Annotated in this window: 22 protein-coding genes, 1 pseudogene and 1 riboswitch; of the genes and pseudogenes, 11 read left to right on the forward strand and 12 right to left on the reverse strand. The window is 39.8% G+C overall.

The window, feature by feature from the left end; all coding sequences use genetic code 11:
* Positions 1-137: 137 nt before the first annotated feature.
* The 11 genes and pseudogenes from A9970_RS23900 (at position 138) to A9970_RS23950 (ending at position 8,414) form a co-directional block, all read left to right on the forward strand.
* Positions 138-488 carry a hypothetical protein gene (locus tag A9970_RS23900; RefSeq protein WP_159727663.1) on the forward strand — a complete coding sequence of 117 codons (351 nt, stop codon included), beginning with the start codon at positions 138-140 and terminating at the stop codon, positions 486-488.
* A gap of 175 nt (positions 489-663) precedes the next feature.
* Positions 664-966 (forward strand): urease subunit gamma, encoded by a 303-nt coding sequence (gene ureA, locus A9970_RS23905; protein WP_075993440.1) that lies wholly within the window; start codon positions 664-666, stop codon positions 964-966.
* 17 nt (positions 967-983) lie between these two features.
* A pseudogene (gene ureB, locus A9970_RS23910) lies at positions 984-1,289 on the forward strand (urease subunit beta); the annotation flags it as partial.
* Between the two features lie 65 nt (positions 1,290-1,354).
* A complete protein-coding gene (gene ureC, locus A9970_RS23915) occupies positions 1,355-3,076 on the forward strand; it encodes an urease subunit alpha (RefSeq protein ID WP_070567879.1) in 1,722 nt (573 codons plus the stop codon).
* A 158-nt stretch (positions 3,077-3,234) separates the two neighbouring features.
* On the forward strand, positions 3,235-3,822 hold the full coding sequence (locus A9970_RS23920) for a hypothetical protein (RefSeq protein ID WP_153845820.1): 588 nt from the start codon (positions 3,235-3,237) through the stop codon (positions 3,820-3,822).
* A 3-nt stretch (positions 3,823-3,825) separates the two neighbouring features.
* Positions 3,826-4,368 (forward strand): urease accessory protein UreE, encoded by a 543-nt coding sequence (locus A9970_RS23925; RefSeq protein WP_182983999.1) that lies wholly within the window; start codon positions 3,826-3,828, stop codon positions 4,366-4,368.
* Between the two features lie 169 nt (positions 4,369-4,537).
* Entirely contained in the window at positions 4,538-5,227 is a 690-nt protein-coding gene (locus A9970_RS23930) for an urease accessory protein UreF (RefSeq protein WP_182984000.1), read from the forward strand.
* A 12-nt stretch (positions 5,228-5,239) separates the two neighbouring features.
* Entirely contained in the window at positions 5,240-5,878 is a 639-nt protein-coding gene (gene ureG / locus A9970_RS23935) for an urease accessory protein UreG (protein ID WP_112376090.1), read from the forward strand.
* 2 nt (positions 5,879-5,880) lie between these two features.
* Complete coding sequence (locus A9970_RS23940) at positions 5,881-6,678, forward strand: urease accessory protein UreD (protein WP_075993435.1); 798 nt, start codon at positions 5,881-5,883, stop codon at positions 6,676-6,678.
* Positions 6,679-6,688: 10 nt separating this feature from the next.
* A complete protein-coding gene (locus tag A9970_RS23945; RefSeq protein WP_153845823.1) occupies positions 6,689-7,579 on the forward strand; it encodes an urea transporter in 891 nt (296 codons plus the stop codon).
* A 28-nt stretch (positions 7,580-7,607) separates the two neighbouring features.
* On the forward strand, positions 7,608-8,414 hold the full coding sequence (locus tag A9970_RS23950) for a DUF2490 domain-containing protein (protein WP_182984001.1): 807 nt from the start codon (positions 7,608-7,610) through the stop codon (positions 8,412-8,414).
* On the opposite strand, the gene A9970_RS23955 is transcribed toward A9970_RS23950, so the two are convergent.
* From A9970_RS23955 to A9970_RS24010, 12 genes are all read right to left on the reverse strand, one after another.
* Entirely contained in the window at positions 8,411-9,298 is an 888-nt protein-coding gene (locus tag A9970_RS23955) for an AraC family transcriptional regulator (RefSeq protein ID WP_159727658.1), read from the reverse strand. The two genes, A9970_RS23950 and A9970_RS23955, sit on opposite strands and share 4 nt — an antisense overlap.
* Before the next feature lie 149 nt (positions 9,299-9,447).
* Positions 9,448-10,026 (reverse strand): DUF1572 family protein, encoded by a 579-nt coding sequence (locus A9970_RS23960; RefSeq protein ID WP_182331198.1) that lies wholly within the window; start codon positions 10,024-10,026, stop codon positions 9,448-9,450.
* Between the two features lie 290 nt (positions 10,027-10,316).
* Entirely contained in the window at positions 10,317-11,060 is a 744-nt protein-coding gene (locus A9970_RS23965) for a GIN domain-containing protein (RefSeq protein ID WP_153845827.1), read from the reverse strand.
* A 240-nt stretch (positions 11,061-11,300) separates the two neighbouring features.
* On the reverse strand, positions 11,301-11,957 hold the full coding sequence (gene tenA / locus A9970_RS23970; protein WP_182984002.1) for a thiaminase II: 657 nt from the start codon (positions 11,955-11,957) through the stop codon (positions 11,301-11,303).
* Positions 11,944-12,783: a bifunctional hydroxymethylpyrimidine kinase/phosphomethylpyrimidine kinase gene (gene thiD / locus A9970_RS23975; protein WP_182984003.1), complete on the reverse strand. Its 840-nt coding sequence runs from the start codon at positions 12,781-12,783 to the stop codon at positions 11,944-11,946. The genes tenA and thiD overlap by 14 nt, the downstream gene beginning before the upstream one ends.
* Positions 12,780-13,412 carry a thiamine phosphate synthase gene (gene thiE, locus A9970_RS23980; protein ID WP_182984004.1) on the reverse strand — a complete coding sequence of 211 codons (633 nt, stop codon included), beginning with the start codon at positions 13,410-13,412 and terminating at the stop codon, positions 12,780-12,782. Before thiE ends, thiD begins: the two co-directional genes overlap by 4 nt.
* Positions 13,402-14,205: a hydroxyethylthiazole kinase gene (thiM, locus tag A9970_RS23985; protein WP_159727652.1), complete on the reverse strand. Its 804-nt coding sequence runs from the start codon at positions 14,203-14,205 to the stop codon at positions 13,402-13,404. The genes thiE and thiM overlap by 11 nt, the downstream gene beginning before the upstream one ends.
* Positions 14,206-14,287: 82 nt before the next feature.
* Positions 14,288-14,380, reverse strand: a riboswitch (TPP riboswitch).
* Positions 14,381-14,443: 63 nt separating this feature from the next.
* Entirely contained in the window at positions 14,444-15,286 is an 843-nt protein-coding gene (locus A9970_RS23990; protein ID WP_235032797.1) for a VanW family protein, read from the reverse strand.
* A 125-nt stretch (positions 15,287-15,411) separates the two neighbouring features.
* Positions 15,412-16,662, reverse strand: a complete 1,251-nt coding sequence (locus tag A9970_RS23995; RefSeq protein ID WP_220801689.1) for a hypothetical protein — start codon at positions 16,660-16,662, stop codon at positions 15,412-15,414.
* Positions 16,663-16,695: 33 nt separating this feature from the next.
* A complete protein-coding gene (locus A9970_RS24000; RefSeq protein WP_182984006.1) occupies positions 16,696-17,439 on the reverse strand; it encodes a dienelactone hydrolase family protein in 744 nt (247 codons plus the stop codon).
* Between the two features lie 118 nt (positions 17,440-17,557).
* Positions 17,558-18,403, reverse strand: coding sequence for an NAD(P)-dependent oxidoreductase (locus tag A9970_RS24005; RefSeq protein WP_182984007.1), 846 nt, complete (start codon positions 18,401-18,403; stop codon positions 17,558-17,560).
* A 60-nt stretch (positions 18,404-18,463) separates the two neighbouring features.
* Positions 18,464-19,093, reverse strand: coding sequence for a Crp/Fnr family transcriptional regulator (locus A9970_RS24010; RefSeq protein ID WP_075993423.1), 630 nt, complete (start codon positions 19,091-19,093; stop codon positions 18,464-18,466).
* Positions 19,094-19,325 lie beyond the last annotated feature (232 nt).

Consider the following 19,325-nt stretch of genomic DNA (forward strand, 5'->3'; position numbering starts at 1 on the left):
TGGACTACTTAATTCAAGATTTGTGCTAGTCAAGTAGCCTGCTTTGGTCGTAAATTTGAACAACAAATAATAGAATTGTGAACACAAGAATGAGGTATAGTTTAGTCTTTTTAGTTTTTCTTTTGAGCACCCTGCTCATGAAAGGAATAGCTATACCGACGCATTCTACTGTCCAAAGTTTACCCGTTTTCCGGATAAGCCTGGCGGCTTTCCATACTCATGTAGAAAAAGGTTCGGAAAATTCCGAGCGGGAGAATTTGGTCGCTGCGGTTAAAGATCGTGATGTCTATGATATCACCGAACAGATGGACCTCAAAGATGAATGGAGCAAGCTGCTCTATTGGGGAGTGCTTTCAATTTGTCTTTTTGTATTCTGTTATCCTGTACGTCTCAAAATTCAGAATAACAGAAGGCCTTATATGGATCGATTGATCCTGCCGCCAAAATATATTCTTTTCCAAAGTTTAAAGATCCCGTTTCTGGGATAAAAATTTCCATTTCTTACAACGGTTAATAAGAGACAGACCTTGCGCTGCGTAGGGGTATAATCTGTCCTTTTAAGCACGATTTTGAACGATTTTTTTAAGTCGTATGGCCTTGTCGTGACCTGTACTCACCGTGACTTGTTTTAATTCGAATAACAACAATTTAAATAATATTTATATGCATTTATTACCTAGAGAGACAGAGAAGCTATTGCTTCATCTTGCCGGCGAACTAGCGAAAAAACGTAAAGCTAGAGGACTTAAATTAAACTATCCGGAGTCTATTGCATTGATCAGTAGTGAACTTTTGGAAGCTGCTCGTGACGGACGTACTGTTGCTGATTTAATGCAGTATGGTGCAACGTTGTTGACACGTGAAGATGTCATGGAAGGTGTGCCTGAAATGATTCATGATGTACAGATTGAAGCTACATTTCCAGATGGTACAAAACTGGTTACTGTTCATAACCCGATTCGCTAATTGTTAAAATATAATCTATGATCCCAGGAGAATTTTTTATTGCAGATGGCTATGTTATCTGTAATGAAGGTAGAGAAGTTACAACTATCACTGTGACAAATACAGGTGATAGACCAATTCAGGTAGGTTCACATTTTCATTTCTTTGAGGTGAACAAAATGATGGAGTTTGATCGTGAAAAGGCATTTGGCAAACGGTTGAATATTATCGCCAGTACAGCGGTTCGTTTTGAGCCAGGTGAATCAAAAGACGTCGAATTGGTTCCGTATGCGGGTGCAAGAAGGATCTATGGCCACAATGATTTGGCAAATGGAGATACCGAAACCGAAGTTGCGAAAGCAAATGCAATGAAAAAAGTAAAAGAACAAGGCTTTAAAAACAAAGTATCATGAGTTTAAAAGTTAGCAAATTAAATTATAGCGCCATCTTTGGCCCTACAAGTGGAGATAAAATCCGTTTAGGAGATACAGATATCATTATTGAAGTCGAAAAAGACTACGCTTACTACGGCGATGAAGCCAAATTTGGCGGTGGTAAGACTGTCCGTGACGGGATGTGCCAATCCTCAGTTCATACACGTGATGAAGGTACATTGGATATGGTGATCACTGATGCGATCGTCATTGACCACTGGGGTATCGTGAAAGGTGATATTGGTATTAAGGATGGTAAAATTGTTGGTGTTGGTCGTGCTGGAAATCCGGATACAATGGACAATATTACACCAAATATGATTATCGGTGCTTCTACGGAGGTACATGGTGGATCAGGATATATCTTAACTCCAGGTGGTATTGATACCCATATTCACTATATCAGCCCAACACAAGTTGAAACGGCCTTGTATAGCGGTGTTACAACAATGATTGGTGGTGGTACAGGTCCAGCGGATGGAACAAATGCAACTACAGTAACACCGGGTAAATGGAATTTACGCCGCATGTTGCAAGCTGTTGAAGACCTTCCAATGAACTTCGGTTTCTTTGGTAAAGGAAACGTAGGTACTGAACAACCTATTGTGGAGCAAATTGAAGCTGGCGCGTTAGGCGTTAAAATCCACGAAGATTGGGGTGCTACACCAGCAACAATCGACAGAGCTTTGACTGTCGCAGATCAATACGATGTGCAAGTTGCAATCCATACAGATACCTTGAATGAAGCGGGTTTCCTAGAAGATACTATTCAAGCTATCAATGGACGTGTCATCCATACATTCCATACAGAAGGTGCTGGTGGTGGTCACGCTCCAGATATCATCAAATCGGCGATGTATCCAAATGTTTTGCCAGCATCGACAAATCCGACACGTCCATTCACTAAAAATACGATTGACGAGCATTTGGATATGCTGATGGTTTGTCACCACTTGAGTAAAGAAATTCCGGAAGACGTAGCTTTTGCTGACTCTCGTATCCGTCCAGAAACGATTGCTGCTGAGGATGTACTGCAAGATCGCGGTGTATTCAGTATCATGAGCTCGGATTCGCAGGCAATGGGACGTGTAGGTGAAGTCATCACACGGACTTGGCAGACTGCAGACAAAATGAAGAAACAAGTAGGCCCATTACCTGAAGACGAAGGCAAGGACAACGATAATTTCCGTGCACGTCGCTATGTAGCGAAATACACGATCAATCCAGCAATTGCTCATGGTATTTCCAAATATGTTGGTTCAATCGAGCCCGGTAAAATTGCCGATATGGTGATCTGGCGTCCTGCTTTATTTGGCGCAAAACCAGAAATGATTATTAAGGGCGGGATGATTATCGCTTCAAAAATGGGTGATGCGAATGCTTCTATTCCTACGCCACAGCCAATTATTTTAAGAACAATGTTCGGCGGTTTAGGTAAAGCTGTTCACCAAACTTGTTTTGACTTTGTCTCTAAAATTTCATTGGAAAAAGGAATTAAAGAAGAGTATAAATTGGAAAGAACCTTACTTGCTGTAGAAAATTGTCGGAATATCTCCAAAAAAGATATGATCCACAATGATGCTACACCTGAAATTATCGTCAATCCAGAGAATTATGAGGTAAGTCTTGACGGTGAGATTCTGCGATCAAAACCGGTTGATACAGTTTCGTTGGGACAACGATACTTCTTGTTTTAACCCTATACTACTTTTTTATGGCGTGATCCGATATCACGCCATAAACTATGAAAAACAATATGTTGATGAAATCATCATGGGCTTATCAAAAGCGCATAAAGAGAGGGAATAATGACTGCTCATGATGCTTCATTACTGCTAAAATACGATTTACGCTAATGAAAAATTTGAAGACATTTTTAGGCTGTTGTATAGCAATAGCATGCTTTACGATACAATCGGCCTATGCGCAAAAGGGGGGTATCATGGTTTATGGGTCACTGAATTACCACGAAACAACAGCGGGGCATCAATTTAGTGCCGCTCCGGTGGGTGCTGCCTATTTTTTCACCGACAACATGAATGCGGGGCTAAACTATGGATTCAATTCTGCTAAGGATAAAGCACTGGATTTTACAGATCATTCGCATGAAATAGGACCTTTCTATAGTAATACTTGGCCCCTTAGTGAGCATTTCATGTTAATTGGCCAGGTTGATGTGCATTATTTGTGGGGCGATCAACATGTCGCGACCGGTGGTACTATGGTCGATGGTAAATACAATGGGTATCTATTCAGGGTGTACCCGCTTGTGGGTATCGCCTTGGGAAAAGGTTGGGCATTAAAAGCTAAAGTGGCAGAATTGTCTTATAAAAAGAAAAATAGTAAAGATGCCGCTATTCCCAGTGATCACGAAGTTATTACGGGAATCAATGGGTCTACAGTAGGTTTAGGCTTATCTAAAAATCTATTTATTAAAAATTAGAAAATGATAATCACGGAAATCACAAGGAATATTCAGGGTGAGCAGATCAATAAGCGTCTTGATTCGCTCGCTATTGAATGGTATGAGTCGACCAAACGTATTCAACGTTTACGTACAGCGGAGGGAATGGATATTGCCGTCAAATTGTTGGGTAATACATCCAGTTTGCAGGATGGCGATATCTTGTACGAAGATGAAGAGAAAATTGTTGTGGTAACGATCAAACCTTGTGAAGTCATCCGTGTCATGGCAATTGATTTCCTTCGAACCGCTTTTGTAAGTAGTGAAATTGGAAATAAACATTTGCCTCTATTTGTGGAGGCAAATGAATTGCTTATGCCTTATGAAAGGTCAATGTACGAGTGGTTAGCGAAACAGGGGTTTGACCCGCAACGTTGCGAGCGCCAACTTTTACGTCAGCTCAATGCAAATGTCGACCCAAAACATCATCAGAAGATGAAGTTTTCGACGAAGAATATACCGCTCTTAATCAACGATAAAGCCTTCATGAATTCGCAAGCGCCAGCAGCTATGAACGAAGATTGAAGATCCTTTCTGTCCAATAACCGAGCGTAGCGGGCTCATTGATGCCTTAATGGAAAAAATAAGAATCAAAGGAAAAACTTGGACAGCTTTAATACCCAATGATAGAGAAGATTACGCAAGGAGCTGATTGGTCCTTGAAGATATATACTTACAATAAAAAATAATGTCAATGAAAAATACATTTCTAGGCAAGTTACTTCATTTAGCAGATCCTACATTGCCAATTGGTGGGTTTACCCATTCAAATGGACTGGAAACCTATGTGCAACAGGGCTTAGTCTGTGATAAGGCCACGGCGGACAAATACGTGCGTCATAATCTCTGGTATAATCTGAAGTACAATGATGCTGCTTTGATGAAACTAGCCTATGATGCAACTTCTTCGCAGGACATGGATGCATTGATCGCCCTAGATCAAGAATGTACAGCATTAAAAAGTCCAAGAGAAATTCGCGATGCTAGTAAAAAACTGGGCGTGCGTATTTATAAAATATTCAGTCGGTATCAACAGCAGGATTTTATGCTGTCCTGGGGTGAATTAATCCAAAAGAAGGAAGTAGATAGTCATTACTGTTTGATGTATGGCATGTTGGCGTCACTTTTGGAAATTCCTTTGGAAGAAGCGTTACACGGCTTTTATTATAATGCCGCTATTACGATGGTGACCAATGCTGTTAAACTTGTGCCATTAGGGCAATTGGATGGCCAAGATATACTTTTTGGTTTACATGACGATATACTTGATCTCTGCAAGGAGACCTTAGCAGTTGAACGGAATTTAGTGGGCTTATGCAACATTGGATTTGACATCCGTTGCATGCAACACGAACGATTATATTCTAGAGTTTATATTTCTTAAAAAACAATTACAATGGAAAACAGAAAATATGTTAAAATAGGGGTTGGTGGTCCTGTAGGATCTGGTAAAACAGCATTATTGGAAAGATTGAGCAGGCGTTTGATGAATGAAATTGATCTTGCAGTAATTACGAATGATATCTATACCAAGGAAGATGCGGAATATATGGCCAAAAATAGTTTGCTGCCCCGTGAACGGATTATCGGTGTAGAAACGGGCGGTTGCCCACATACGGCGATACGGGAAGATGCGAGTATGAACTTGGAAGCTGTGGAGGAACTGGCAAGCCGCTTTCCGGATTTAGAGTTGATTTTGATTGAAAGTGGTGGTGATAACCTGACTTCTACCTATAGCCCGGATCTCGCCGATATCACCATTTTCGTAATTGATGTTGCCGAAGGTGAAAAAATGCCTCGTAAAGGTGGTCCGGCAATTACAAGATCAGATCTTCTATTGATCAATAAGAAAGATTTGGCACCCTATGTAGGCGCAAGCTTAGAAGTAATGGAGCATGATGCACGTAAAATGCGTAAAGGTTCTCCATTCTTGTTTTCAAATCTAAAAACTGGAGATGGTTTGGAAGAGATTGTAGGCTGGATTAAAAAATACGCACTCCTTCAAGATATTGAGGAACCTAATTTACTACGTTAACTATGATCTGTTCTTTAGATATTAAAATAGCACATCGCGAGGGAAAATCCTTTTTAAAAGATGCATATGCGACACAACCGTTTCGTATCGTTCCAGTTGGACAATATCAAAAAGACAACGCAGCGTACTTGATGATTATGAGTTCATCGCCTGGTTTGTTGGATGGAGATGACCATCGTATTCAAGTTGATATTGCTCCGGGGGCTAAGTTGCAGTTACAAACGCAAGCTTACCAGCGTTTGTTTCATATGAAAGGCCATTCTTCCCAAACTATGGAAGTGAATATCGGTGAAAATGCTGTTTTTTCTTATGTGCCCCATCCTGTAGTACCACAACATTCGTCTCATTTTTTGAGCCATAACATTGTACATCTTGCCTCTAATTGTCACTTATTGCTTAGTGAAATCGTGACTTGTGGTCGGAAAATGTCTGGTGAAGAGTTTATGTACAATCACTTTCAAAATCTGACAGAATGTTATGTCAATGGTAGGCTTGTTGTGAAAGATAATGTATTGCTGCAGCCAGATCGTATGCCTATACAAGGTTTGGGTATTTTGGAAGGCTATACGCACCAGGGGACTTTGATCTACCTTAATAGTGCCGGCTTGAATCCAAGTGACTGGATCGAGACTTTCCATGAACAATACGGAGAAACCAAAGACGTCGCGTTTGGTATTAGTGAATTGCAACATGACGGTTTTATGGTTCGCGTTTTAGGTTACGGTGCCGAACAGCTTTATCTTCTTTTTAAAGAAATGCAGAGCGCATTATGGGACAACATATTTTTGAATAACAACTAATTATATTCCAATGAAAAATAACATCCTAGCTTTTATAAAAGCTTTTTTTAAAGGATTTGGGCAAATTATGTTACAGGGTAACATTTGGACGGGTATTTTATTTATAGGCGCCATTATTTATGATTCGGCACTAATGGGCTTTGCGGGAATCCTCGCCAATATCGTTGGGGTATTGACTGCCAAGTTGATGAAATTTGATGAGGATCATATCAATGATGGACTCTTCGGATTTAATGCTACGCTTTATGGTATAGCTTTGGTTTTCTATTTTCAGACAAACGTCTGGGTATGGGGAGCTTTAATCGTAGGATCTGCGTTGACCACCATCTTGATGGGGTTTGCATTAAAGAAGAATCTGCCCGTATTTACATTTCCTTTTATTTTAATTACCTGGATCGCATTGTATGTGTTGAGTATTCCAGAATTGGCCTTAAGGACGGTACCCGAGCATTTTGTTGATATTCAGGAAATGGATGACTTCTTAATTGAAGGCCATGCCTTTGGTCAGGTTATTTTTCAGGGTAGTTTAATTGCTGGATTGATCTTTTTCATCGGGGTTTTCCTGAGCAATCCCATGGGAGCACTTTACGGTTTCGCTGCTGTTATCATCAGTGTTTATATTTCCCACCATGGCCATGAATCTGCAGACATGACCAATAATGGCATCTTTAGCTTCAATGCAGTTTTGGTTGGAATCGCCTTGAGCGGCCCACGTGTTCGTGATGGCGTATATGTATTAATTGCTGTAATTATCGCCACATATTTTGATCACTTTTTGATTCATCACGGCTGGACAACATTGACTTTTCCATTTGTTTTTGCGATGTGGGCGATGCAACCGGTCAAACTTATTGATAAATGGTTGGTGAATAAATTTTCATCAGCCGAAGGGACTTCCTAGTCCTTTTTTGTGAACTAAAATTTTATCTATGTTTAAATTTCGTTTAATAAAACTATTCCCAATAATGCTCTTATTGGGAATTCATGTAAATACTGCCTACGCGCAAGTCAGTCCGCCGGGATTAGGAAAAGCAAGGACCGCATCTTGGTCCGTTCTAGGCTTACGCCGCAAACTAGATAGTGCGGGAACCAAAGAGGCACTAACCTACATCGGTTTGGGAACTAAAAGTACGCCCGACGATTCAAATCCATTTCATAAGCAGGCCATTTGGGTGTTAAACCATGAGGTCTATCATAAATTTGCTAAGAATCAACAATATAGCTATGCATTGAGCTATCGTCGCCAAAACGTTTATGATGAGGCGGCACCCTACCATAATGAAGGTGTCGAGCAAGAATTTAGGTTATATGGACGATATGCGTATACATTTACCTTTAATGATCGTTTGAAATGGAAAAATACGTTAAGGCAAGAGTTTCGAAAGTTCTTTACAGCTGATTTTCAGAAAGCCGAAGAGAATTTTCAATTTAGGACCCGCTTGAAGTCGCAGCTAAATTTTAAAATTTCGGCTAAAAATAAGCAAGAATTGGCTTTGAGCGCAGAAGGGCTTTTTGCAATAAGTAAGCTCTACGAACCTGTTAGTACATGGTCTAGCTTTGCTTATAAAGAGACCCGTCTGGGGTTCTATTACATGACAGATATTCCAAAAACACCTTTGCGATTGGATCTGGGTTATATGAACGACTTAATTAAAGGCTATGACAAAGTAGATTTTGGGGTTCATTATTTAGCCGTAGATTTAATCTGGAATCTACCTTACAATAAAAAACATTAGTCCGCCATAAACTTATGTTTTCGATAGTCACTGGGTGAATACCCAGTGATTTTTTTGAATAGCCTAGTGAAATACGAGGGCGATTGAAATTTCAATTCAAAGGCTATACCGGCAATATCTCTCGTAGCATCCTGCAGCAGAATCTGGCTATGTAAAATACTTATTTCGCTAATCCATTGCTTCGGTGGTTTATTCGTCGCTTCTTTAACACATTTATTGAGGTAGTTTTCAGAGATATGCAATAAATTGGCATAGAATAATACGTTTTTATGATCGATATGGAATTTTTGTACATATTCGCGAAAACGGAAAGCAATATCTAGCTGTCGGCTCATCGGGGCCTTTGTTTCAATATCCGATTTTATCACCTTTAATAAGATACACTGCATCATTGCAATGCAGACTTCCATCACACGGCCCTCAGTAAAAAGTTCTTCTTCCAATAATATCAACATTTGCTGGATCCAATGCGCTACATGTACTTTTAGTGTGGTAAATGGATGGGAATTGAAAAATTTGATATCGTTTATACCGAGTTCAATATCAGTCACAATTTCATTTTCATAGACCACAAAAAAACCTTCTACATCATCAGAAATTGCCAGCGTGGCCGTGATATTGCCTTGTTTGATATTAATGACTTGATTTTCAGTTAATGTATAAGATGCGCTTTCGAGATGTTGGGTCAGGGATCCCTTCGTTACAAAAATGAGAAAATTAAACGTTGTACGATAGGGGATGACAGGCATCAGGATACTGCGTAGGTAATTTTCAATTCGATAGACTTGAATTTTATTCTCATTGAATAAATTGTGCTCAGAAACATCAGGTAGAAATAACTTTTTATACTCGTAATTGTTAATGATCTTAATCGAATTTTTCATAGTCTTAAAACAATGTACTTACCAATGAAATCAACTAAAAAAGAATAGTTGTATGTATGACAAATATACTTAAAAGTTTGCGAAAAATAGGTTAAAATCCAATGCTTTCATTCGAGTAATTACTGTGCTAATGGAGTGTAAAAGCTTATTTAATACATATTCTCCTGATTCCCTTTTAGAAACTCGGAGGTGAAATGTTGTTGCTGTTTTTCGTGGCTGAATTTCTCCTTATTATAGGAAGCTGAATGACCTTTGGGTATCGATAAGGTGGACCATTTATCATCCAAACATATTTTTCCGATATAGAGAATCTGCCCGATGTGGTAAGGATAATGTGCGAGTTGCCGCAAGATCGCTTCCATGACAGTATGTCCTTGATTACGGATATAGATGATTTTAACGAGATCTTCTTCTCCGAGAGATTCAATTGCTTGAAATAGACAAGCCCATCCAGCATTCCAATAGGTAATAAGCTCATCGCGATCTGTCCAGCTGTTCTCAAATTCCTGATCCCGGTTCCTATTTTCTTTTTCACCATCTGTGCTGAGAAAATCCGTCCAACGGGAAAGCATATTTCCGCCTAAATGTTTTACAATTAATGCAATGCTATTGCTTGAATCATTTGGATGCCAAAAGAGTTGTTCAGTGCTTAGTTGTGTAAATGTTTTATCACCCAATGATTTATAATATTGAAATTGCTTTATACAAGTCGCTAAAAAATTATCCATTACGCCGAAAGTTTGTCATTTATATGAATATTAATATACAAAAAATGTCGTGAAACCGAGACCTAAAATAGTTTTTTTTGAGTAGAAATCTGGTGTTGCTATCGATCTCACTAATTTCCAGATACTGCTTTTTGAGGTGATTAATGTGTAAATTTAGAAGGAGAAGGAGAAGGAGAAGTGTGAGCAAAAAGGGGGATAAAAGCAAAGGTGATACTGGGGTATGTATCACCTTTAAGCTAACTAAACATTAAACATAAACAAACAGTCTTTATTAAAGACCACACTAAAAATTATAGTACTACTCTGCCGCTAGTTGATTTGTCAACTTGGACATTTTTTGGTTGATTTTTTAACGCAATTCTTGCAGATGTAGAAACCTTTCCCTGTAAGTTTTCTTTCACGCTGAGCGTTACATTTGCAGACGAATTCGCTTGTATTTGGGCATTTGTTGTTGAGAAACGGCTCATATCAACCGATGCCGATGAGTTGGTGTTCAAATTTAAATTTGAAGCACTTCCCGAAATGTCTTGGCTGGACGAACTACTTGCAGATACCTGCAAATTTTTACTGCTCACATCCGTTGTTAAACTACTCGAAGAACTGGTTGAAAGGCTTATATCATCCGCAATTAATTTTTTAAGAGATATGCTTGCTGAAGAAGATACGTCAACAGAAATTTTATCGGCCTTAATAGTTTCATCGGTATGAATTGAACTGCTAGAAGATGCTGAGAAACGTGTTGGTATCTTACTTGAATAAACAATTACACGATTGTTTCTCGCATTTCTAATTTGCGTATTTCTTTTATACTGTACGTACAGTGTACCGTTTTTTACGGTCGTTTCTATAAGGGATAAATGTTCAGGGTTGTTTGCTTCAACAACAACTTCATTTCGATTTGAATGAATGTAATCCACACGTAGTGAAGTTGCCGATGAAATGCCGTCTGGAGCAGTGATCTTGCGCGTTTCGCGTTCTTGTGCCTGAGCTACATATAAAAATGAAATAAAGGCAATGGTTAAGATTCTTTTCATTATTTTCTGTTATTAGTTTAAATTTATTGTTACTGAAAGTTTCATTTTAATTTCCCTTTTTATCGTTTCTTATGTGCTTATGCACAGGCTCTATTGTTAACTGCCACCTATAGTATAATAGTAGTGCCAAAACTTTAAATCCGTTTAAAATACTGATTAACACTAGTTTTGTTCCTGAGTGCTATTTTCGTTAATGCTCATTTTTGAACATCAACTGTTCGGTATCGGACAATAGTTTGTTTACCATACCCTTCGTTTGTAGGCTGCTAACCAGAATTGATACTCTAATTGGGAAGCTGTTATAAATACTTGTCGCATCTTCTCCCGTTTTGTTGCAGTAGTTTCTGCTGCAATTTTGTCAACGTAGTTTTTCGCCTTGATAACGCCCTGTGCAAAATCCTCACCGCTATAGGTTTCTATCCATTTGGAATAGGGATTTCCCTGTGTATTTGCTGTCGATACAATGTGATCTCCGACCTCCTTATAAATCCAAAAACAGGGGAGTGTTGCCGCCATAGCGACCTCAACGCACTCGAAAGCGGCTACACTTTTTAGAAAATGGACATAATGATGGCAGGTTGGTTCGATTTTGTTGCTCTTGTCGGCAGGACTTAAACCAAATTCCCGAAAGTAATTTTCGTGTAATGCCCGTTCAACAAGAAGCGCATTGCGACCAAATTCGAAATAGTCCAATGCTTGTTGATTATCCGTGCTTTTAGCACCTATAAAAGCAAGGACGCGGCCAAATTCTTCTAAATAGAAAGCATCCTGCTGCATGTAAAATTGAAATTTATCCAGGGGAAGACTGCCATTACTAAGCTGAACAATAAACGGCATAGCAAGTATATCTGAATAAATTGATGTTATTGAATCCCAGGCATGATCAGTCCAGTTCATATTGAATAAGTTTAATCGGATTGTGGAAGTGATTTAATGGCCCATTTCCTTTGCCAATGACGAGGTCTTTGCTACCAGCTATTGCTGCGTGTATATAGGCCAATGCGAAGTCTACTGCGCTAACGAGGCCAACGCCTTGTGCCAAATGGCTCGCAATTGCTGAAGAAAGCGAACAACCGGAGCCATGTGTATTTTTGCTGTTAATTTTTTGTGATTTGAATTCAATTGTTGGATTCTTCTGCTGGAACAACAGGGATGTTAACTCTTGACTTTGGAGATGCCCGCCTTTAATCAGTACGGATTGACACCCCTTGGCCAACAAGCTATTTCCCGCTTTTTCCATTTTCTCGACATTGTCAATAACTTCGTCTACTAAAACACTTACCTCATCTAAATTTGGTGTAATCAGCGTTGCTAAAGGAAAAAGAAGTTCTATGCAGGCCTGAATTGTATCATCGTGAATGAGCTTGTGCCCGCTGGTCGATACCATGACTGGATCAAATACGATAGGTCCTTTATATTCTTTTAAATAGGCGCTAATAAGCTCCACAAGTTCAATGTTGTGTACCATCCCTATTTTGATTGCATCGGGATAGATGTCGTCAAAAATAGCATCTAATTGGTCTCGGACAGCGTTCGTAGGAATTTCATAAATATTTCTTACACCTTGTGTATTCTGTACGGGTAGGGCAGTTAAGGCATTCATGGCATAACATCCTAATGCAGATATCGTTTTGGTGTCTGCTTGTATACCTGCACCACCACTACCGTCGAAACCTGCAATGCTGAGTACAGTGTGGACGCGGTATTTTTTATCTTTTGTCATTTTAATAGTTCTTTTAGTTGTGCACTGGCAGCTCTGGGATCTTGACTTTGGCATATGGCCGAAACGACTGCAATGGAGTCTGCACCTGCATTCCAGGTCTCTTCTGCAGTTTGTAAGTTCATCCTTCCGATTGCGATCAATGGTTTTTCCGTCCTACTCCGAAGTTGTTTTAAACCCGCAATTCCCCATTCAGTAACCGTATCCACCTTTGTTTTCGTTGAAAAAATGGGACTTACACCAAGGTGGTCAACGGCGTACATTTGTTGACTTTCCAGTTGTTGCATGTCTTCTATTGACCAGCCAATAGTTAATTTATCGCCATATTTTTCACGAATAGCGAGCGGCTGGAAATCATTTTGACCCACATGTACTCCCCATGCCTCGATTTGGGCAGCGATTGCTACAACATCATTGATCACGAGCGGAATACCATAATGATCGGTCAGTTTTTTCAAGCGCAAGGCTTTATCCAAAAATGTAGCCGGATCGTCAGCTTTTTCGCGCAGTTGTATAAGATCGACTCCACCAATAATGGCCTCTTCCGCGACACTGAGCCAATTTTGAGGATAACAGTCTCGCTCAGAAATCACCAAATATAAAGGGTAGGGGAAAAGCGGATTAATGCGCATAGCGTTTGATCTTGAGCTTTGATTTTAGACGTTCTGCATTGAGCTGATAGAGTTCATCATAGAGATTCAATTGCAGGGTACCCGGGCCAGCTGCTGTTTGGGCAGCGAGTTCTCCCGCCAAGCTCAAAATGGACACACCGGCAACAGCTGCTTCAAAATATTGGTCTGTAACACCTAGAAATGCACCAATAAGCGCAGTAGCGCTACAGCCAAGTCCAGTTACCTGTGTCATTAAAGGGTTGCCATTAAAAACTTCAACCCGGTATTGCTGTGAAAGGATATAGTCTACTTCTCCAGAAATACAGATAATGGAGCCGGTTTGCTCTTGTAATAATTGGCCAAATCGGAGGGCATCTTTACTTGCTGTCGTGCTGTCGACTCCTTTTGTGTTCGGTTGGTTGAAGTTGTATAGCGTCATGATTTCTGATGCATTTCCACGAATAACCGTTGGTTTGAGATCCAGTAGATTGGATAATAAATCATTGCGGAATGCTGATATTCCAGCACCAACAGGATCAAGTACCCATGGCCGTCCAATGGTATTGGCATGTTCGGTAGCAACCAGCATAGCTTCGGCTGTTTCTTCACTCAAGGTGCCGATATTAATGACAAGAGCTTGTGCAATATCGACAACCTCGCGTACTTCTAATGGACTGTGTACCATCACAGGGGACGCTCCTAAGGCTAAAAGTGCGTTGGCAGTATTGTTCATCACGACTAGGTTTGTGATGTTGTGTACAAGGGGTTTTTCAACCCTCAGCTGCTCTAATAAATTGATAATTGAATCTTCCATTCTTTTTACATATGCTAAGATGTACTTTGTGGCCTTGGAGGGAAGAAGAGCGATAGCCTGTGCAGTAAAGGAGTATGCTGTACAGTGGATTTTTGCTTTTCCCTACGCCGGTATAAACCGAATCAGGTTCAAAGGGACTATCTCAATTCTATACAGAATACCCCCAAAGCCAGACCAAACTTAAACAAAAAAGAGGACTTTTCATATCAGTCATTTTTCGATCACTTAGCTTGTTGAATTAATCGGCCGTATTTTGATCGGCACTAATTTCAATATACGCAGTAGGAACATAGGTGACGCGGGCAAAATTTTTGGTCAAGAGCTCTGTCTCTAAAACTTTTCCACCCTGAAACTTTAAAAACTTCTCGCGCCAAATCTCATTTTTACGAAAGAACTGATTGTCTATTTTAAGAAATTGATGTTCTTTTTCAAAGACATGATACGCAAAATCCAGTTCTTGATCGATCCTCAATTCACCTTCTAAACATTTGTCTGTGAACCAGAGATTTATTTGAAAGGTGTAAGGCGTGTTGTTGGTGAATTGATAATCACGATAGTTATAAAAGACGGTAGCTCCACTACCGAATGGCAAAACACGGCCATCGTCAGGAAAAGGGTCAAAAGAGTGGTGATAACGTTCATTGACGGTGAGTGGACTATGGATAACAAGCCAATGGATGAGGTTGGATATTTGACAGATTCCACCGCCAATACCCGCTCTTGCTTCACCAAAGGATAACTCCATGCCGGGCAGATATCCTTTTTTTACAGTGGGTAGTCCAACGAGTTTACAAAATGAAAAGGTTTCCTTCGGTCTGATCAGAATGCTATTAATCTGTGCTGCTGCAATTTTCAGGTTGGTAACTTTGTTGATCTGCAGTTGCATATTATTTTCGCCCAATTTTTTTAATAAGACAGACTGATGCTTTTTAATACGAAAGGGAAGTTTTTCAGCTGATTTAGCTGTGCTGTATTTCTTATTATCAAATAGCCAAACGGCTTTGCGCTGCACTCTTCTCGCCCATACTGCAATAAAATAGAGTATGGGATGGTGTTGACTGATCAGTTTTCTTTTTCTCAATTTGACGTTTATGTATCGCTATCAAAATTAGTGCAGAAATGTGTTTTTTGCCGAATTTCGTCGAATATTTTTTTATCAAAATCAAGAATCTTATTGTCTGAGCTTAGTGCAGTTTTTCAGTTCGTTTAGTTGGTTTTCTTTGCCTGTATGTATTTTGCTGTTAACTTTCCCTCCTTGTTATATATCAAGCTTTCGTAGGTACAGTTTCCGAGATCTTTTACAATAGATTTTTGTTGTAATACACCCTCATAATAAAACTCATCAATCGTTTCGTTGGCTCGGTACGATCGCTTGATTTCGGCTGTCAGTCGATCGCTTTGATCGAAGGTTTGGCGTAGTGAGTAGTCACTTGTTTCCGGACTATCATACTGATAGCGGACGCGACTTTCTCTTTGATCATTTCTGCCCGAAATCTCTTCAGTAATTCGATTCTGTTGATCATAACTGTAAATGGTCCAGTCTCTCCGTTGATATACAAAATGAATGGATTCACTTTTTATAACCTGGAGTTTACTGTTCAAGTGATAAATCATCGCCGATTCAAATGTAGGATCGTAGGAAACAATGGCATTTGGGAGATACCGGTAAATTGTACTGCTGCTCCACTTACTATTTCGAAGGTACTGTATGGAGTCGATAAGTCCGAATTGATTATAGCATCTTTTGTTGTAATAATTATTTCCCCCGGAAAGATTGTTCGATGTGATCTCTTTGCCTTCTTCATATACAGTCGTCATAATTGCACCGGATTGCACCTCATTTTCGTCCGAAAACTGCTGCATTACATAAGTGCCGTCACATATATTCTTACGCTGACTGTAATAAAGAGGAAGAGCGGGATTTGCGATAACAGCCGCTGCATATTGCCCGGATGGAATAAATTGAACTTGTGCGATTGAGTCAAAGAAATGTGAGGCATTATATTGTGCCGAAGCTTTCTTTGACGCAATTGGTGTGCTGGTGTTTAATATCGGTTTGGCTGCTGCCAGATAGGTATTACTATCGTATATGATCTTGGGTTTTGCTAATCCATCAAACAAGATCATGGCATGACGTTGCTTCAATGACAATACGTCGATGGTCCACTGGTGATTTTTAACGATGAATGTAAGTTTTTTTGCATCAGTTTTTGTGACCAATAACTTTGTTGTGCTAAAAGGTACCTGTTTGAAAATCTCAGCAGCATTTTTTTCGTGTAGACGCATGATAAAATCGGTCGATTTATCGGACTCATTGGTGACAAACAATATTGCTTGCGAAGGACTAGCTATGGTTAGCGATTTTACTGTTTGTGATATGGCGATGGGACTATACAACAGCAATATTAACAACTGAACGATAATCGGATAAATGTGCAGTTTCACGTTATAATTCATTTGGGTCGATATTGCTGTTGTTGACTTTGCTATTTAATTTAATACTTCTTTCAAAAATAATAAGGTGTGCTCCCAGGCACGTTTAGCCATTACGGGGTTATATTCGGGTGACTCGGGATTCGTAAATGTGTGTCCAGAATTTGCGTAAGTGATTATTTGCCAGTCTGCTTTTCCTTCATTTAATTCCTTGACCAACCCATCGTAATCTTCTTTTGATACACTTTTATCGGCTGCTGGGTGCTCAACGAGTACTTTTGTTTTGATCGAACCATTGGGTCTGTCGGCAGCTTTGGATAGGCCTCCATGGATACTGATCACTGCATTGACGGGGAAGCCGGCTCTCGCCGCTTCTAATGCTCCTGAACCTCCAAAACAATAGCCGATGATAGCAATTTTCGTCGGATCAGCGCCCTCTTTTTTCAGTTGTTCCAATGCGAGCATTATGCGATGCTGATAAGCTTTATAGTCTGTCTTGTAGTGGCCGGCAATTTTCGAAGCTGCGGTGTTGTCCGAGGGAATATTTCCTTCACCGTAGATGTCGGCAATGAAAGCGATGTAACCTTCTTTTTCAAGAAGCAATGCAGCTTGTTTCGCTTCGTTGTCAATTCCCTTCCATGCCGGAAGAATTAAGACAGCAGGGCCTTTTTTTGCCCTATTGGCGGTTACCATGCCGTTGAGTTTTTGTTCACCATCCTGGTAAGAAACCTGTTTTAATTGTTGGGCCTGCGTAGTCATGGTGACCATAGTAAGCATCAATAGTGTCATAACTGTTTTCATCTGTAAAGAATTTGTTCCACTCATTATTTTGTGTGTTCAGAAATGAACCTAATTTGGAGTCCATCTCAACTAAATATAATTTTCAATGTACATTTTTTTCACTGTCGCCAACCTGAAGCTACGACTTGATGGATTCAATGATACCAATAACATCGAGCTGTCCGAGACCTTGATCGTGTGCTTTCCCGTAGGTTTCGATTAAGGTCTTGAGGAGGGGATAGTCAGCACCGGCTTGTTGAGCCAGTCGAATATCTTTCAGCATAAGGTCTAGCGCGAATGCAGGACTGTAGTTTTCTTCCACCAATAATGGTGTTTTCACTTTTGTTGCCCCACTGCCGCTGGCACTATCGTTGATGATTTCGAGCATATCGCTTCGTTGAATTCCCAGTTTATCTGAAAATAAGATCGTCTCCGCGAGACCTTGATAGATGGTGGAAAGGAAATAGTTGATCGCAAGTTTAGCGGCAATTCCCTGGCCATTTTCGCCGAGATGTTTGATCGATTTTCCCATCTGCTCGAGGTATGGTTGGGCGCGATGAAGATCTTCGGGATCACCACCCACCATAATAATAAGTGTACCCTCAGTCGCTGGTTTGGTACTGCCGGCAACAGGAGCATCTATAAAAGCAGCGCCTTTTTCTTTTAGCTTAGTGGCTATTGAAATACAGCGTTCACGAGATATTGTACTCATATCGACAAATAATTTGCCCTTGATCTCCATTTGGAGGATTTTTTCATATACTTCGCTGACTGCTTCATCATTTGTGAGCATGGAGAATATAATATCGCTATGATCGACTAATTCACCTATATCTTCGCTGATAATTGATTGCTCTTCAAAGCCTGCTGCTTTAGCCTTGTTTCTATTGTAAACAGAAAGGGGGAATCCTGCTTTTTCTAGATTTTTAGCCATGGGGTATCCCATGTTTCCTAATCCTATAAATCCTAATTTTTCTATCTTCATCTAAAAATTACATTAATTGCTCTTGAAATTTACGTATAACTAAAGATACAAATGTTTTGCTCATTCCACTAATACCCTAATTTCGTTACGTAGCAGCACTATTTTATCTTCCTGTTCCAGTTTTTTTAAAATTCGGGAGACAACGACTCGGGATGTATTTAAATCGGAAGCGATATCCTGATGCGTAAGGGTGAGTATTCGGTCGTCATTCAGCTTCACTTTGGCTTTCAAATAATTGATGATGCGTTCTTCCATGTTGGAAAAAGCTAGACTATCAACAGCTTGTAACATTTCGTCCATACGGCTTGAATAACTTGATATGATGAAATTTCGCCAGGAAGGGTATTTTCCCATCCAAAGGTTGACAAGCTCATTTGGAATCATGGCTACAGTCGTTGTTTTTTCTGCGAGCGCACGAATTTCACTTTTTTTATTCCCGAGGCAACAGGCTATTGACATTGTACAGGTTTGACCTTTTTCCAGATAGTAGAGCAACAATTCGCCTTTATCTTCATCCTCCCGGACAATTTTTATTGCCCCATCCAAGAGGAGAGGCATCGCCTTGATATATTGATTGGTATCAATGATGAGATCACCTTCACGGAACGTTTTTATATGCGCGTTTTCCGCTATTTCAGCGATTAATTCCGGTTCAAGAATGCCTGTATAAGCTTGTTCTATGGATAACATATTTTTTAAATTAGTTAAAGTTAATTATTTATAGGCTTATTTCAGCTGTTGTGGGAAGAAAAGGAGGTAGGTGGGAATGGTGGATTGAAAGAAACAATTTTTAGCACCTCATGAGGATAGGCTATAAAATCTTGTATGCAATTCATAAAAATCGTAAAATTGATAAATTTTGATTTATTCAAAACAGACAAAATATTATTCTGATTATTTTTGATGTTTTTTTATGAATAGG

Source organism: Sphingobacterium sp. UME9 (assembly GCF_014170215.1).
GTDB classification, from domain to species: domain Bacteria; phylum Bacteroidota; class Bacteroidia; order Sphingobacteriales; family Sphingobacteriaceae; genus Sphingobacterium; species Sphingobacterium paramultivorum.

Coding starts and splice junctions, on each gene's coding strand:
- ureG (WP_112376090.1), top strand. CDS start 5,240: ATGGAAAACAGAAAATATGTTAAAATAGGGGTTGGTGGTCCTGTAGGA.
- thiE (WP_182984004.1), bottom strand. CDS start 13,412: ATGCGCATTAATCCGCTTTTCCCCTACCCTTTATATTTGGTGATTTCT.
- A9970_RS23925 (WP_182983999.1), top strand. CDS start 3,826: ATGATAATCACGGAAATCACAAGGAATATTCAGGGTGAGCAGATCAAT.
- A9970_RS23900 (WP_159727663.1), top strand. CDS start 138: ATGAAAGGAATAGCTATACCGACGCATTCTACTGTCCAAAGTTTACCC.
- A9970_RS23950 (WP_182984001.1), top strand. CDS start 7,608: ATGTTTAAATTTCGTTTAATAAAACTATTCCCAATAATGCTCTTATTG.
- A9970_RS23965 (WP_153845827.1), bottom strand. CDS start 11,060: ATGAAAAGAATCTTAACCATTGCCTTTATTTCATTTTTATATGTAGCT.
- ureA (WP_075993440.1), top strand. CDS start 664: ATGCATTTATTACCTAGAGAGACAGAGAAGCTATTGCTTCATCTTGCC.
- thiD (WP_182984003.1), bottom strand. CDS start 12,783: ATGACAAAAGATAAAAAATACCGCGTCCACACTGTACTCAGCATTGCA.
- A9970_RS23995 (WP_220801689.1), bottom strand. CDS start 16,662: ATGAATTATAACGTGAAACTGCACATTTATCCGATTATCGTTCAGTTG.
- A9970_RS24005 (WP_182984007.1), bottom strand. CDS start 18,403: ATGAAGATAGAAAAATTAGGATTTATAGGATTAGGAAACATGGGATAC.
- tenA (WP_182984002.1), bottom strand. CDS start 11,957: ATGAACTGGACTGATCATGCCTGGGATTCAATAACATCAATTTATTCA.
- A9970_RS23920 (WP_153845820.1), top strand. CDS start 3,235: ATGAAAAATTTGAAGACATTTTTAGGCTGTTGTATAGCAATAGCATGC.
- A9970_RS24000 (WP_182984006.1), bottom strand. CDS start 17,439: ATGAAAACAGTTATGACACTATTGATGCTTACTATGGTCACCATGACT.
- A9970_RS23940 (WP_075993435.1), top strand. CDS start 5,881: ATGATCTGTTCTTTAGATATTAAAATAGCACATCGCGAGGGAAAATCC.
- A9970_RS23955 (WP_159727658.1), bottom strand. CDS start 9,298: ATGAAAAATTCGATTAAGATCATTAACAATTACGAGTATAAAAAGTTA.
- ureC (WP_070567879.1), top strand. CDS start 1,355: ATGAGTTTAAAAGTTAGCAAATTAAATTATAGCGCCATCTTTGGCCCT.
- A9970_RS23930 (WP_182984000.1), top strand. CDS start 4,538: ATGAAAAATACATTTCTAGGCAAGTTACTTCATTTAGCAGATCCTACA.
- thiM (WP_159727652.1), bottom strand. CDS start 14,205: ATGGAAGATTCAATTATCAATTTATTAGAGCAGCTGAGGGTTGAAAAA.
- A9970_RS24010 (WP_075993423.1), bottom strand. CDS start 19,093: ATGTTATCCATAGAACAAGCTTATACAGGCATTCTTGAACCGGAATTA.
- A9970_RS23960 (WP_182331198.1), bottom strand. CDS start 10,026: ATGGATAATTTTTTAGCGACTTGTATAAAGCAATTTCAATATTATAAA.
- A9970_RS23945 (WP_153845823.1), top strand. CDS start 6,689: ATGAAAAATAACATCCTAGCTTTTATAAAAGCTTTTTTTAAAGGATTT.